The sequence below is a fragment of the Kribbella sp. NPDC051620 genome (assembly GCF_044453825.1).
Classification (GTDB): Bacteria; Actinomycetota; Actinomycetes; order Propionibacteriales; family Kribbellaceae; genus Kribbella.
In genome coordinates, this window is sequence record NZ_JBITDB010000002.1 from 608581 (window position 1) to 623209 (window position 14629).

General features: G+C 67.4%; 14 protein-coding genes. 6 read left to right on the plus strand and 8 right to left on the minus strand.

Annotated elements, in window-relative coordinates; translation table 11 throughout:
• Window positions 1–202: 202 nt before the first annotated feature.
• Together rpsO and ACIA12_RS10035 are read right to left on the minus strand one after the other, a co-directional pair.
• Complete coding sequence (gene rpsO, locus ACIA12_RS10030) at window positions 203–475, minus strand: 30S ribosomal protein S15 (RefSeq protein WP_164604166.1); 273 nt, start codon at window positions 473–475, stop codon at window positions 203–205.
• 140 nt (window positions 476–615) lie between these two features.
• Complete coding sequence (locus ACIA12_RS10035) at window positions 616–1575, minus strand: bifunctional riboflavin kinase/FAD synthetase (protein ID WP_396366562.1); 960 nt, start codon at window positions 1573–1575, stop codon at window positions 616–618.
• Window positions 1576–1696: 121 nt separating this feature from the next.
• On the opposite strand from ACIA12_RS10035, the gene ACIA12_RS10040 reads away from it, so the two are divergent.
• The 3 genes from ACIA12_RS10040 (at window position 1697) to ACIA12_RS10050 (ending at window position 4155) form a co-directional block, all read left to right on the plus strand.
• Window positions 1697–2722, plus strand: a complete 1026-nt coding sequence (locus tag ACIA12_RS10040) for an SGNH/GDSL hydrolase family protein (protein ID WP_396366563.1) — start codon at window positions 1697–1699, stop codon at window positions 2720–2722.
• Between the two features lie 141 nt (window positions 2723–2863).
• Window positions 2864–3592, plus strand: coding sequence for a Type 1 glutamine amidotransferase-like domain-containing protein (locus tag ACIA12_RS10045; RefSeq protein ID WP_396366564.1), 729 nt, complete (start codon window positions 2864–2866; stop codon window positions 3590–3592).
• 47 nt (window positions 3593–3639) lie between these two features.
• The gene (locus tag ACIA12_RS10050) at window positions 3640–4155 is read left to right on the plus strand and encodes an 8-oxo-dGTP diphosphatase (RefSeq protein ID WP_396366565.1); all 516 of its coding nucleotides are present in this window, start codon (window positions 3640–3642) and stop codon (window positions 4153–4155) included.
• 67 nt (window positions 4156–4222) lie between these two features.
• Here ACIA12_RS10050 and ACIA12_RS10055 read toward each other — a convergent pair whose 3' ends face one another.
• The 6 genes from ACIA12_RS10055 to ACIA12_RS10080 all read right to left on the minus strand — a co-directional run bounded on the left by ACIA12_RS10055 (window position 4223) and on the right by ACIA12_RS10080 (window position 9960).
• Entirely contained in the window at window positions 4223–5209 is a 987-nt protein-coding gene (locus ACIA12_RS10055; protein WP_396366566.1) for a phosphotransferase enzyme family protein, read from the minus strand.
• A gap of 147 nt (window positions 5210–5356) precedes the next feature.
• Entirely contained in the window at window positions 5357–6277 is a 921-nt protein-coding gene (locus ACIA12_RS10060) for an NAD-dependent epimerase/dehydratase family protein (RefSeq protein WP_396366567.1), read from the minus strand.
• Window positions 6274–6867 (minus strand): dihydrofolate reductase family protein, encoded by a 594-nt coding sequence (locus ACIA12_RS10065; RefSeq protein WP_396366568.1) that lies wholly within the window; start codon window positions 6865–6867, stop codon window positions 6274–6276. The genes ACIA12_RS10060 and ACIA12_RS10065 overlap by 4 nt, the downstream gene beginning before the upstream one ends.
• Entirely contained in the window at window positions 6864–8135 is a 1272-nt protein-coding gene (locus ACIA12_RS10070; protein WP_396366569.1) for an FAD-binding oxidoreductase, read from the minus strand. The genes ACIA12_RS10065 and ACIA12_RS10070 overlap by 4 nt, the downstream gene beginning before the upstream one ends.
• Before the next feature lie 10 nt (window positions 8136–8145).
• Window positions 8146–9009, minus strand: coding sequence for a helix-turn-helix domain-containing protein (locus ACIA12_RS10075; protein ID WP_396366570.1), 864 nt, complete (start codon window positions 9007–9009; stop codon window positions 8146–8148).
• Window positions 9010–9075: 66 nt separating this feature from the next.
• The gene (locus tag ACIA12_RS10080) at window positions 9076–9960 is read right to left on the minus strand and encodes an NAD-dependent protein deacetylase (protein ID WP_396366571.1); all 885 of its coding nucleotides are present in this window, start codon (window positions 9958–9960) and stop codon (window positions 9076–9078) included.
• 120 nt (window positions 9961–10080) lie between these two features.
• Between ACIA12_RS10080 and ACIA12_RS10085 the strand changes: the two genes are divergently transcribed.
• From ACIA12_RS10085 to ACIA12_RS10095, 3 genes are all read left to right on the plus strand, one after another.
• Window positions 10081–11292 carry an MFS transporter gene (locus tag ACIA12_RS10085; RefSeq protein ID WP_396366572.1) on the plus strand — a complete coding sequence of 404 codons (1212 nt, stop codon included), beginning with the start codon at window positions 10081–10083 and terminating at the stop codon, window positions 11290–11292.
• Window positions 11293–11352: 60 nt separating this feature from the next.
• Complete coding sequence (locus tag ACIA12_RS10090) at window positions 11353–13278, plus strand: potassium transporter Kup (protein WP_396366573.1); 1926 nt, start codon at window positions 11353–11355, stop codon at window positions 13276–13278.
• Window positions 13279–13400: 122 nt separating this feature from the next.
• Entirely contained in the window at window positions 13401–14432 is a 1032-nt protein-coding gene (locus ACIA12_RS10095) for a hypothetical protein (RefSeq protein WP_396366574.1), read from the plus strand.
• The last annotated feature ends 197 nt before the right edge of the window (window positions 14433–14629 follow it).

Below are 14629 nucleotides of genomic sequence, written 5' to 3' on the forward strand. Positions count from 1 at the left end.
CGAGGCCCGCGGGTGCCGCGCCGTTGTGCTGCGCTGTCCCGAAAGCCACTACCGAGGACCGGTCGTCGGCCCGGCACGCGTCTCGCGTCGTCTCGTTGTCGTTGATTATTCAGTTGTTCCGCACGATCGTGCGGGGCTCCGTACTTGCGCACGGATACGCGAGAAGCGGCCACCCGGAACGCGGTGGCCGCTTCTCACGACGTCATCGGCGAAGGCCGAGCCGCTCGATCAGGGACCGGTAGCGGTTGATGTCCTTCTTCGACAGGTAGTTCAGGAGCCGGCGACGCTGGCCGACCAGGAGCAGCAGACCACGACGGCTGTGGTGGTCGTGCTTGTGCTCCTTCAGGTGCTCGGTCAGATCGGCGATCCGGTGCGTGAGCAGCGCGACCTGGACCTCGGGGGAACCGGTGTCGCCCTCGGTCAGGGCGTACTCGCCGATGATCTTCTTCTTCGCCTCAGGATTGGCTGACGACACGTAGTGATCCTCTCGATGTCCGTTGCGCGGCGCACCGGGGCTTAGGTCACCCGGGCACTCTCGATCCGCGGCCGTTCAGACGGCAGCGTCCAGGGTATCAGTCCGTGGACGCGTCACCCTAATTCTGTGACCCCTAGCGGTCACTCGGTAAGGATGCGGCGTGCCCCGTCGACATCGAGTTTCATCTGGACCAGGAGGTCGTCGATGGTGTCGAAGCGGATCTGGGTGCCGCGCAGGCGGGTGACGAAGTCGATCGCGACCTTGGAGCCGTAGAGCTCCAGGTCGTCGCGGTCGAGTACGTACGACTCTACCCGGCGGTCCACACCGTCGAAGGTGGGATTGCTGCCGACGCTGATGGCGGCCGGCAGCGGTTCGGCGTACCGCGGAGCGCCGGGGGCCCGTTCCAGCACGGTCAGCCAGCCTGCGTACACGCCGTCGAGCGGGACGGCGGCGCCGGGCAGGGCGGGGATGTTGGCCGTCGGGTAGCCGAGTTCGCGGCCGCGCTTGTCACCCTCGATGACGACTCCGGTGACCCTGAGCGGCCGGCCAAGCGCCGCGGCGGCCCCTTCGACGTCACCCTTGGCGATCAGATCCCGGATGTACGTCGAGGACCACGGCTGGGCATCACCCGCCAGGCTCAGGCCCTCGACCTGGAACCCGGCTGCGGCACCGGCCGCGACGAGCGTGTCGACGTGTCCCGCGGCCTTGTGGCCGAACCGGAAGTTCTCCCCCACCACGACCGCCTTGGCGTGCAGGGTCTTGACCAGGACCCGGTCGATGAACTCTTCCGGCGACCAGTTCGAGACGTCCTGGTCGAACGGCAGGATCAGTACCGCGTCCGCGCCGGCCGCGCCGAGGAGCTCCGCCCGCTGGGTGGGCGCGCTGATCATCGCGGGAGCGTGGCCGGGGCGTAGTACCGCCATCGGATGCGGGTTGAAGGTCATCGCGACCACCGGCAGCCCACCGAGCTCGGCAGCCCGCGCCTTGGCGTGCCGCAGCACCTCCTGATGACCGCGGTGCACGCCGTCGAAGTTGCCGATGGTGACGACCGACGGCCCGAACCCCGGGTCCACCTCGCCCAAACCGTGCCAGACATGCATGGCAGAAGGATTCCACGTGACCGGCGCAGCTGTATCAACAGGTCCCGTCGTCACCCCTTGTAATCGGACGGTGACTCAACTTAGATTGGGCCCGCACTTCTTTCGCACCCTCGGAGGTTCCGTGAAAGTTCAGCGTCTCGTCGCCGCCTGCAGCTCGGCGGTCCTGGTCGGTTCGATGTCCCTCACAAGTACCGCTCAGGCTGCCGCCCCGGCCTTCGCGCCAGTTGTGTTCAGCAAGTACGTCGCTCTCGGTGACTCCTACTCCTCGGCGCCGCTGGTGCCGCTGCCCGACATCCTGTCGCTGGGTTGCCTGCGCTCCTCGAACAACTACCCGAAGCAGCTCGCCGCTCAGCTGCGGGTGACGTCCTTCACCGACGTCAGTTGCGGTGGCGCGGACACCACGAACATGACCCAGCCACAGAGCACGCCGCTCGGGACGTTCCCCCCACAGTTCGACGCGCTCCGGCCGGACACCGACCTGGTCACCGTCGGGATAGGTGGCAACGATTTCGGGGTCTTCGGGGACATCACCGGGACGTGCCCCGGCCTGCGCGCGGCCGATCCAGCCGGGTCGCCGTGCAAGACACACTTCACGGTCGACGGCGTGGACACGCTGGCGGCGAAGATCACCCAGACGCAGGCACGGATCACCGAGGTGGTGAAGGGGATCAAGCTGCGCTCGCCGCGCGCGACCCTAGTACTGATCGGGTATCCGAAGATCGCGCCGGAGCAGGGCGTCTGTCCGGCCATTCTGCCGTTCTCCGACGGCGACTACGCCTATCTGTACTCGGTCGAGCAGAAGCTCAACCAGGCGGTGTCCGGCGCTGCGGCTGCCGGAGGGGCGGTCTATGTCGACACCTTCGGGCCGTCCACCGGGCATGATGCGTGCGCTCCTGACGGGCAGGCGTGGATCCAGGGCAAGGACATCAACCTGCTGCGGGCGCTGAACTACCACCCTCGGTACGAGGGCCAGGCCAGCGTGGCGTCGCTGACCTACAAGAAGCTGACCGGCACGCCCACGACGATCACCGCGGCCGAACAGACCCGCTGGGCGACAGAAGCCCGCCAACTCAGCCGCAAGGCCTCCACCTCCACCCCGGCCGTCGAGGCCGCCTTGAACCGCCTACGGACCGGCGCGCAACGCTGACCCTTTCCAATCCGTACGGCGGACACCGGACCGGCCCCTTTCACGCAAGGGACCGGTCCGGTGCTCATTCCGGGGTTGTGTCGGATCGGGGTGGCAGTGTTCGTTGCAGAGGTATCGGTTCCGAGGACAAGGGAAGGTGTCATGAGGCTGCTACTGACCTCTGCGGGTGTGGAGAACACCAGCATCGAGGCTGCGCTGGTCGAGTTGCTGGGGAAGCCGATCGCCGAGGCTGATGCGCTGCTCATTCCCACCGCTCTGTATCCCTTCCCCGGTGGGGCTGGGATGGCACAGCGGGCGATCACCGGGCAAGGGCCGGGGCGGTTGGCGGACCTGGGGTGGAAGTCGTTGGGTGTGCTGGAGCTGTCCGTGCTGCCGAGCATCGACGAAGGTGCGTGGGTGCCTGCGGTTCGGGACGCTGACGCGTTGCTGGTGTGTGGCGGCGACCCGTTGTTCCTGGCCGGCTGGATGCGGCGGTCCGGGCTCGCTGAGCTGCTGCCGACGCTGCGCTCCGAGGCGGTCTACGTGGGGGTGAGCGCCGGGAGTATCGCGACCGCCTCCACCTTCGTCGAGACCTACACCGACCCTCCGCGCGGAAGCGATGGGCCGCTGAAGTCGGAGGAGGTCGTCTTCTCGGCGCCGTCAGGTGACGTCAAGAAGACGCTCGTCACCGGCCAGGGAGCCGGGCTGGTCGACTTCGCGGTGATCCCGCACTTCGAGCACCCGGACCACCTCGACGCGTCGCTCGCCAACGCCGAGAAATGGGCGGCGCGGATTCCCGTACCGACGTACGCGATCGACGACGCGTCCGCGATCAAGGTCGTCGACGGTACGGCCGAAGTCGTCTCCGAGGGCCAGTGGAAACTGTTCTAGGGCCGGATCACCGGGTCCGATGACATACCCGGGCCTAAAGTTCCGCCATGTCTGTCACTGAGATGTGCCTGTGCTTCCTGGTCGCACGCGACCCTGATGGCGCGGTGACCCACGTGCTCCTCGGACGGAAGAAAGACGGCTTCGGCGCCGGAAACATCGTCGGTCTCGGCGGCCACGTCGATCCTGGAGAGACCCCACGGATCGCCGCTGTTCGAGAGGTTGCCGAGGAGGCCTACGTGACTGTCGCCGAGTCAGATCTCACCGAGCGCGCCACGATCGTCTTTCGTTTCCCCGCCCGCCCGAAATGGGACCAGCGTGTCACCGTCTTCATCGGCGAGTCCTGGCAAGGAGAGCCGAAGGAATCCGACGAAATCGCTCCCGAATGGCACCCCGCCGAAGCGCTGCCCCTCGATCTGATGTGGGACGACGCAAGCTACTGGCTTCAACGCGTCCTCACCGACGAACACCTCGACGCCGACATCGTCTTCAACGACGACAACCGCACAGTCCGCCAGGCCAGCCTGACGCCACGCAATCTGTCACCACAGAGCATCGAAAACTGAACCGCCGCGTCGCGGACACCGTCCACGACGCACCTCCCAGGTCACCCACCGGAAACCTCTTCGGAGTCTAAGGCGACATACGTTCGAGGGAGCGGTGGATGTAGGCCATCGTCTTGCCCAGGTCGGCCGCGAATGATGGGTTGATCTGGGCCATACCGGCGTACCAGAGTCCGAAGGCGACGTAGCGGGTGGCGATGAAGTCGTCCAGGTGTGTGAGGTCGGGCAGCTCGCGGCGTTGCGCGTAGCCGTCGAGAAGTGCCGCGCGGTACGCCGGGTAGTCGTCGCGGTAGTGGTTGTCCCACAGCGGTACGGCGAGGTCGTACAGCCAGTACCCGAAGCCGCAGTCGTCGAAGTCGATGACCCGCACCGCATCGCCGTCGAACAGCGCATTGTCCAGGTGCAGATCGGCATGAATCAGACCGAAGGCGTCCGCTTGCGTCCCGAGGTCTGGCATGACGGTTCGCATCCGGCGCGCGACCTCATCGAACTGGGCGCGCACCGGCGCCGGCAACAGATCCCAGCAGTCGGCCGCCGACACCCCGCCGTACTCCATCGTGTTGCCGAAGAAGGTCTCCCAGTCCCATCGCATGCGGACAAACCCTTTCGGTGGAATCCACCCCGAGGCATGCTCATGCAGCCGCGCAAGAACCCCACCCAAGCGCCTGAAATGCACGGCCTTCGGATGAGCCGCCTGCATCCGCCCACCCTGCCATCCCAGCACCGAGCAAACCCGCCCATCGGCGACAGCGGTCCACTCCCCCGTACGCGCCCGAACCGGCGCCGGCACGCTCAACTCCGTCTCCGTGCGCAACGCCGCCAGCCAATCCAGCTCCGACCCGACGGCGACGCTCGAATCAACACCCAGCCCATGCCGATTGGCCCGATGCACCCGCAGCAAGAACTGGCCGTCCCGGGAGTCCACTCTGAACGTCGTGTTCTCCCCATGCGCAATGAACGAAAGCCGCGGCTCATCAATCGGATAGCCCGCCAGCGCCCGGACAGCCGTACGCCGAATCCGCGCAACCTGCGCCCGCTTCGACACCAGTTCAGCCATCCGGGCAGAGTATCGACGCACCTGGGCCTTCCACCACGGACTTCCCGCCACCCGGCCGCCTCGTCCGCTCGTGGTAAGCGCGAAGACTGCCCGACCGGGCAACGACGTCCTGTCGCGTCCAGGCCGGCTGCGGAGGCTGATCGCGCGTCAGCGGGGATTCGTGGTGCGCCAGGTGAGGTAGTCGGCGATCGCGTCGGCGACGTCGAAGGCTGGCGTGAAGCCGGTTTCCCCGGTGAGGCGGGTGATGTCGAGGTAGGGGTCGTCGCCGGGGCCGTTCTGTCTGCCGGGGATGACGTCGAGCTGTGCGCCGGGTACGGATGCCCGGAGTGCGTCGATGACCTCTTGGTTCGTGGATCGGCGGCCGTTGGAGATGTTGTAGGTGTCGTGCTGCAACGTCTCCGCTGTCATCAGCAGGGCGATCGCATGGCCGGTGTCCGGGGCATAGCAGTTGTCGCCGCCGTCGCCGTCGTAGATGGGTCGCGGCGTCTCGCCACGACGGAGCGCGCTGACGCACGCCGGGATCGGGTTGAACGGTGATTCCGGATCCATCAGCGGTCCCCAGGTGCCGCCGATCCGGAGCAGGACCGGCTGGACGCCGGTGCCCTGGAGGCTGTGCGTCACCAGCGGCTCGACCGCCTTCTTGAACGCGATGATCAGATGCGGATACTCCACATTCACCAGCGAAAGCTCTTCGTGCCAAGGGATCTCGGGCCGGCCGATATACACCCCGATGCTGCTGGCAACGGCGAACCGGCGGACGCCCCACGCCCGGGCAGCATCCAGTGCGTTGAGCAGCCCGGTCAGGTCGGTGCGGAAGTAGTCGACCGCGTCCTCGCCCGGGATGGTGCCGGCCAGGTGGACGATGTCCGAGATCTCGTACTGCTTGCCAAGAGCAAGGAATGCGTCCCGGTCGTTGGTGTCAAGAGACTCCACGAGGACCTTGCCGGCCAGGAAGGACGGGACCTCAGTACGCCGGTACGCCGTGACCACCACCTCCTGCCCCAGCTCCACCAGCGCCCGAGCGGTCTGCGCGCCGATCATCCCCAGTCCTCCCGTGATGAGGATCATCGGATCACCTCGTAGTGGAGATGCGTCACGCCGGCCGCCGGTACCGCCTCGACAAGCCGCAGACTCACGTGCGAAGGCAGCGACTGGAAGTACGGCCGGCCTCCACCGAGCAGGATCGGCACCTGATGCAGAACCAACTCATCGACCAGCCCCGCCTCGAGAGCTGCCGTCACCACGCCACCACCCATCAGCGCCACGTCCTTGTCACCGGCCACCGAGCGCGCTGCCGCGACAGCATCCTCGATCCCCGTCGTGATCACCGTTTGGCGATCCCTCGTCCCCGGAATCGGGCGGTGCGTGAGCACAACCAGCGGTGCATCAGGATGCGGTGTCCCACCGTTGATCCAGCCGGAGTCGTCGTAGGTGTTACGACCGGCAAGGCTGGCCCCGACCCGGCCGGCAAAGGCGTCGAACACCCGCGCACTGGCCTCACTGAGCTTGAACCCGTCGAACTCCTTGCTGGGCGTGTCCCCGTCGAAGTACCAGTCGAACAGCATCGACCCGTCACCCAGCCCACGACCCTCTCCCGGATCGCGCCCGGTGATGTACCCGTCGACCGACACCGACAACGCGCTGAAAACCTTGCTCATGACACTCCCTGGACGAAATCGAAGAACCGGTCGGGGTCATAGGCGTTCTTGACCGCCACCAGCCGTGGATGGTTGCCTGCGTGGTACGCCGAAGCCCAATCGGCAAGCGCCGGGTCGGGAAAGTTGGGGTACACGCGCCCTGACCCGTCGACATGAGCCGTCGCCCAGGACTCGTCGACCCAGGAATCGTCGCCGATGTGCTCCAGCAGGAACCGCTCGCCACGATGAGCGAACGCCGTCGCATCCTCCGCGACCCGGTTGTAAGCCCCACCCATCGCGGTGAAGGCAATCCCGCGCCCACCCTCACCCAGCTGGCCCAGCAGCGACTCGATGGTCCGCTCCGACAGCGAACGCGAGAAGAACTCCGACCGCATCCGTACGGGGGGAAGCCCAAGCGGGTCCGCAAAGGAGCTCTTCAGAAGGTGAAACGGCAGGCCCGCACGCAACTCCAGCGACTCGGCCAACCCAGCCGACTCCAGTAGCTCCCGCGTCGGCCCCTCCCCGGGGAGCGAGGCGCCGAAGAGAGTCGCCTCCATCGGCACGCCGGGCTTCGACGCGATGTGGAGGTTGACGGTGACGTCGTCCGGAGCATCCGGCGCCCAGGTCTGCCAGGCCGCGACAACCTTGTCAACACCAGCCCCGGACCAGTGCGCCTCGACCCGAGTCGTCAACGGCTCGGGGACGGTGGCGAATCGAAGTACCGTCACCACGCCGAACTGACCGCCACCCGCGCCACGCAGAGCCCAGAACAAGTCCGGTTCATGGTCCTCGTCGCAATCCACGACGCTGCCGTCCGCGAGCACGACCTGTACTCCGATCAGCCGATCGCAGGTCAAGCCGTACCGCCGCCCGAGCAACCCGATCCCGCCACCGAGCGTGAGGCCCGCGATCCCGACGGTCGGACCACATCCGGCCGGCAACGTGCGGCCGTGCTCGTGGAGGGTGGAATACACCTCCGCCAACAGGGCACCCGCTCCGATCGTGGCGAGCTCGCCCACCACCGAGATGCCGTCGAGGTCGGACAGGTCGAGCAGGATCCCCTCCGTCGACGAGCGACCGGCGAAGCAATGGCCGCCGCCGCGAAGAGCGACCCGGTCTCCGGTACGACTCGCATAGCGCACCGTCTTGACCACGTCCGACACCGACCGGCACCGGACTACGAGCCGCGGCCGCACGTCGTGGTAAGCGGCGTTGACCGGCAGGCGAGCAGCGTCGTAGCCCGGCGAGTCGGGTCCGAACAACTCACCGTCGAGGGTCAGGTCGGCCATGACGACGAATCTAGGAGGGTCGTACCGCCCCGGTCTTGAACAAATCGTGCACCGGCAGCGGCCTGTCGCGGGTGGCGAGGAAGGGCCGGTACGACGCGGAGTGGTCGTGGCCGCACAGGCACCGCTCGATGGCGCCGCCGAGGAGCTGGGACGGGGTGACGCCCGTCAGTCGGAGGCACTCCCGGCTGAGGTGGGCCTGGTCGGCGTACCCGGCGTCGATCGCGAGCCCGGCCATACCGTCCGCGCCGCGTCGACCGCTCGCCGTGGCACCGGCTTGGGCCAGCGCGAGGAAGCCCTGGAATCGCAGGGTCCGCTGGAGAACCTTCGGACTCATCCCCACCGCCTGCTGGCAGCGACGGCGCAGTTGGCTCGACGACAGCGCGAGGTGGTTGGCGAGGCGGTCGATGTTGACCGGACGCCAGGGCATCAGCGCCCGCACAGCCTCGCCCACCAAGGGATCCAGGCCGGTACGCCGGAAGTGCTTCAGCAGTTCGGTCTGCAACAAGAGCAGCCCGCGCTCCGGCGTACTGGCCAAGGCGACGGCCTCCACGAGCCGGTCGGCCGAATCGCGCCACAGGTCCGCGAGTCCGAGGCGCTGATCCACCAAGTCGTCGAGCACGGTCGGAAGCGGCGGCGGAGTCCCCGGCTGGAACCGCACGCCGACGATCGTCGTGTGCGGCGGGATGACCTCGACCTCAGGACCGGTCAGCGGGCCGAGCAGTTGCGGCCGGCCACCGATCGGGAAGTGGATCTCGACTCCGCCGGTGGGCAGATGCCGTTGCACGTACGCCGTACCGCCGGTGCGCTGGATCCACACCGTGCGCACCGTCGTCGCCAGCTCCGGCAGCGGCGGATGCTCGACGTAGGACTCCACCTCGGCATCCTCGCACCCGAAAGGCCGACGCCGAGGCAGCCGCGGAGCGAGACCGAGACGCCGGCGTCAGAGGAGTGCGCTGGTGAGGGTGGTGAGCGCCTCGCCGAGCGGGAGGTTCACCCGCACCGCGGCGTACGGGTCGCCTCGGGTGATGCCCTGGTTGATGATCAGGACGGGTTTGCCGGCCTTCGCGGCGTACCGGACGAAGCGGAAACCGGACATGACGGTCAGCGACGAACCGAGAACGAGCACCGCTCGGGCGTCGTCGATCAGGCCGTAGCAGCGCTCGACCCGGGTCTTCGGCACGTTCTCGCCGAAGAAGACGACATCCGGCTTGAGCAGCCCGGATCCACAGTCGGCGCAGTCGACGAGGTTGAAGTCCTTGACCACCTCGTCGGGCAGCTCGACATCGCCGTCCGGGTTGATCCGCGTCGCCTGTCCTTCGAAGAGCGGGTTGGCCGCGCGCAGCCGCCGGTCGAGTTCTTCGCGCGGAGTCGTCTGCCCGCAGTCCAGGCAGATCACCCGGTCGAGATTGCCGTGCAACTCGATCACATCCCGCGCCCCGGCGGCGCTGTGGAGCCCGTCGACGTTCTGGGTGATGAGCCCATCGACATACCCCCGGGCCTGCAACGCGGCGACGGCCCGATGCCCCGCGTTCGGATCGGCCCGGGCGATCGTCCGCCAGCCCAGGTGGCTCCGCGCCCAGTACCGCTGCCGGCCGGACTCGCTCCCGACGAAGTCGCCGTACGTCATCGGCGTATGAGTCCGCAGACTCCCCGTCTCACCCCGATAGTCCGGGATCCCCGACTCGGTGGAAATCCCGGCCCCGCTCAACACCACCACGCCGCCACCACCGACCACCTCGGCAACGGCCGCGACGTCCGTCACACCGGGCGCAAGCGACAGCACATCAGGGCCCGGAGACCAGGTCAGTGTGGGACGGGAACGCACCCCACAAGAGTACGTTGCCTCACCACTCGCCTGTCCTGTTCAGCCGTCGAGACCGCGGCGAGCAGGCTGTGACCTGCGGATAGGGTTCGGGGAGGTGCTAGAGCGGTTTAGGGGAGGGTGATGCTCGACCGGTCCGGGTCTGCGGTGGGGATCGTGTTTCGGTCGCGGGTCTACCGGTCGTCGTTCCTGGCTTTGCTGATCGCCGGGATCGGGATGTCGGCAGCCACCCCTCAGCTCACGCTCTTCCTCGTCCGGGAGTTGCACACCCCGTTGCCGGTGGCGGGCCTGTACTACGTGACGAACCTGGCGGCGCCCGTCGCGGGATACCTGGTCGGGCGGTTGTCGGATCGGACTCCTGAGCGGCTGTTGTGGTTCAGGATCTGCGCGCTGGTCGGCACGGTCGGATGGCTCGCGATGGCGGCGGCCAACACCGTCTGGCTGCCGTTCGTGATCAGCGCGATCGCGTTGAGCGTGTCCGGTGGGTCGATGGCTCAGCTGTTCGCGGCCTGCCGGGACGAGTTGAGCCGGCACCCGACGAAGGCGGACAACCGGGTGGTCGCGACCGTTCGGATGGCGTTCGTGATCGGCTGGATGGTCGGGCCGGTCGCGGGAAGCTGGTTCGGCGGGCAGTTCGGTCTCCGCGCGCTCTTGGTGGCGACGGCGACCTGTGTCTTCGCGCAGCTGATCCCGCTCGGCCGCCTGCGGGTGGAGCGGTACGACGACGTCACCCTGCTCCCGCGCTCGACAGGCCGGCGCCAGATCGACCACATGATGCCGCTGCTGGTCTTCACCGCGATCTGCGTCCTCGCGATGACCGGCGACACCATCAAGTTCGGCTACCTCCCCATCTACATGGCCGACCAACTCCACGTCTCCGACACCATGCGCGGCGCAGTGATCGGCATCCAGCCCCTGCTGGAACTCCTCCTGCTCCCCCTCGTCGCCCGCCTGGCCGACCGATTCGGCGGCCTCAAGGTGATGACAGCCGGAGCCGCCCTCGGCCTGGCCGGAAACCTCGCCTACGCAACCAGTACCTCCGTAGCGGCCCTCTTCGTCGGCCAAGCACTCACCGCCGGCCTCTGGGCCTGCGTCGGCGCACTCGGCGTCTCGATCGCCCAGCACCTGTACCCCGAAGGTGTCGGCACGGCATCCGGTATCTTCCTCAGCTCCATCCCGGTCAGCTCAGCCATCGGCGGCGCGATCGGCGGCCTGGGCGTCGCAGCCATCGGCCTCCCTCACGTCTTCTTCCTCCCAGCCGCCCTGACCACGCTGTCGACCATCGCCTTCGCCGTCCTCAGCCGGCGTCGGCAACCAGGCGAGCAAGCTACCTAGCGTCGGCGTACCAACCCCCTGTGCCGCTGGATCTGGCGCCCCGGGTGGTTCAATTCCCTCGTGACTGAGACGGTAAAGGCCGCGGGCGGTAGCCGGACGATCGCGAAGGCCGCTCTGATGGTCGGGGCGCTGGGCGTGGTGTTCGGAGATATCGGGACCAGTCCGATCTACACGATCCAGACCGTCTTCAACCCCACCGACCCGCACCCGGTGCCGGTGACCACCGGCAACGTCTACGGGATCATCTCGCTGATCTTCTGGTCGGTGACGCTGATCGTCACGGTCAAGTACGTGCTGCTGGTACTGCGCGCCGACAACGACGGCGAGGGCGGCATCCTGGCGCTGATCACGCTGATCAGAGGCAAGGCCGTCCCGGGCACGGCGCGGACGAAGTACATCCTGGCCGGTCTCGGCATCTTCGGCGCGTCACTGTTCTTCGGCGACTCGATGATCACCCCGGCCATCTCGGTGCTGTCGGCGGTCGAGGGCCTGAAGGTGGTCGAACCTGGCCTGAGCCACCTCGTCGTACCGATCACCGCGACCATCATCCTGGTGCTGTTCGCGGTCCAGCGGCTGGGGACGGCGAAGATCGGGCGCTCGTTCGGGCCGGTGATGATCGTCTGGTTCACCGTGATCGGCGCGGCCGGGATCGGCGGCATCGTCGACCACCCGCAGATCCTGAAGGCGCTCTCGCCGACCTACGCGATCGGCTTCATGACCGGTCACTTCTCGATCGCGTTCTTCGCGCTGGCCGCGGTCGTACTGGCCATCACCGGCGCCGAGGCCCTGTACGCCGACCTGGGCCACTTCGGCCGGGCGCCGATCAGCCGGGCCTGGCTCTTCCTGGTCTTCCCGGCCTGCACCCTGAGCTACCTGGGCCAGGGCGCACTGGTGATCTCGGACCCCGCCAACCTCAGCGGCCCGTTCTTCCTGCTCGTCCCCGACTGGGCCCGGCTGCCGCTGGTCCTGCTCGCGACCGCCTCGACCGTGATCGCCGCACAGGCCGTGATCACAGGCGCCTTCTCGGTCGCCCACCAGGCGGTACAGCTCGGCTACCTCCCGAGACTGCGGATCAAGCACACGTCTGAGGAGGCAGCCGGCCAGATCTACATCCCGTGGATCAACTGGGCGCTGATGATCTCGGTGCTGACGCTGGTCTTCGCCTTCGAGAGTTCGGCAGCCCTCGCCTTCGCGTACGGCATGGCGGTCACCGGCACGATCACGATCAACTCGATCCTGTTCTTCTATGTCGTCCGGCGGCATTGGGGCAAGCCACTGTGGCTGGTCATCGCGGGGGCCTCGACCTTCCTGCTGGTCGAGCTGCTCTTCCTCGCGGCCAACCTGACCAAGATCGCGCACGGCGCGTGGTTGCCGCTGATCATTGCGATCACAGTCTTCACCGTGCTGACCACCTGGCAACGCGGCCGGGTGCTGGTCACCCAGCGGCGTGAACAGCGAGAGGGTCCGCTGCGCGAGTTCATCGACCAGCTCCACGAGTCCAAGCCACCACTGCAGCGGGTGCCCGGTACCGCCGTCTTCCTGAACCGCAGCAAGACCAGCGTGCCGCTCGCGATGCGTGCGAACGTCGAGCACAACCACATCCTGCACAAGCACGTGCTCATCCTGTCGATCGAGACCGACCCGGTCCCGCACGTCGACGTCGCCGACAGCGTCACCGTCGACGACCTCGGCCACCTCGACGACGGCATCATCCACGTCGCCGCCCGCTTCGGCTACATGCAGACGCCGGACGTCCCCACGGTACTCCGCCTGACGGCCGAGAAGAGTCCCGAGATGTCGGCCGATGTCGAGGACACGTCGTACTTCCTGTCGACGATCGAACTCGGTCTCGGCGACGCGCCGGGGATGACGCGCTGGCGCAAGCGGCTCTTCATCGCCACCTCCGGCATCACCGCCGACGCGGCCGAGTACTTCAGCCTGCCGCGCGACCGGGTCGTCATCATGGGGTCCCGCATCGACGTCTGAGCTCGACTTTTGCAACTTGCTGCAAAGGCTCGGCCGGACCGAACTTCGCTCCGGACACCGCCGTCGGACCAGCAAGGACGGACCACCCCCTGGTCCGCCACTTTGTCTGGGGGAATGTCAGCATGATCAGAAACGTCGTTGTTGCAGCAACTCTTCTCGCCACCACGGTGCCGGCCACACAGGCCTTCGCCGCGAGCCCGGAAACCCAAGCAGGACTGGCGAACTGCGTCAAGACCGTACTCAACCTGCCGGCCGACTCGCTGCCCGGATCGAGCCAGGCCACCACCGCCGACCCGTCCGGCCGGTACATCCTCGGGGAGGCCAACCGCGACGGGCACCAGCACCCGCAAGCCGTGCTCTGGGTGGACGGCGTACCGCGCTGGCTCGGCACTTCGCTGGCCGGTGCCGAATCGTTCGGCTACTCGGTCATCAAGGGTGGGCTGGTGCTCGGTACCACCTATGGCAGTGACAAGAACGACTACTGGATCTACTCCGCCAAGACCAATTCATACCGGATCCTGGATGTACCGGCGAACCTGCAGTTCCCGGACTTCCACGCGATGAACAGCAACCAGGACATCGTCGGTCTCAGCTGGGACGAGGCGCTCGGCAAGCGGGTCGCCTTCGTCTGGCCGGCCGGCCGCCAGCCGCGGCTGCTCCCGACGCCGGCGGGTGCCACCGTCGAGTACCTCGACGACATCTCCGACGAGGGGCTGATCGTCGGGCGGGTCACTCCCGACGGTGAGTTCGGTGCGACGAGCTACCTGTGGAAGAGCTGGAACGCTCAGCCGACCGCGCTCCCCGGGATCGACGACGGCGACGTCTGGGCACGCGACATCGAAGGCACCTCGATCGGCGGCCAGCAATACGCCTCCGACGGCACCACCGGCCTGCTCTGGAACACCCGGACCTCCCGGGTCACCCAACTGGAGCGGGGCGTCATCGACCTCAACACCTCCCACGACGCCGTCACCGAAGGCATGTGGGGCGCGAACGGCGACTACCCGTCGATGATCATCCGCGCCAACGGCACCAAGCTCACCTTCCCCGCAGGCACCATGCTCACCCACATCTTCGAACGCAACACCCAATGGACAGCAGCCGGCTACGACGTAAGCACCAACACCCTCCAACCCGTCCTCTACGCCTGCTGACAAACCCCCTACCCCCGCCTGCCACCAACCCCGGCGGCAGGCGGGCCCGGCACTCCCCACGCGGGCGCGCGCGACCAGCCAAGAACCCTCCTGCGTGCGATCCGTCAACAACTCCGTCTCCGTCGGACCGCCGCCAATAGCAGCGCAGTGCTGGATGCGAAGAGTTCTGCCTCGTCGCGCCGGAGCACTAGCCCAGG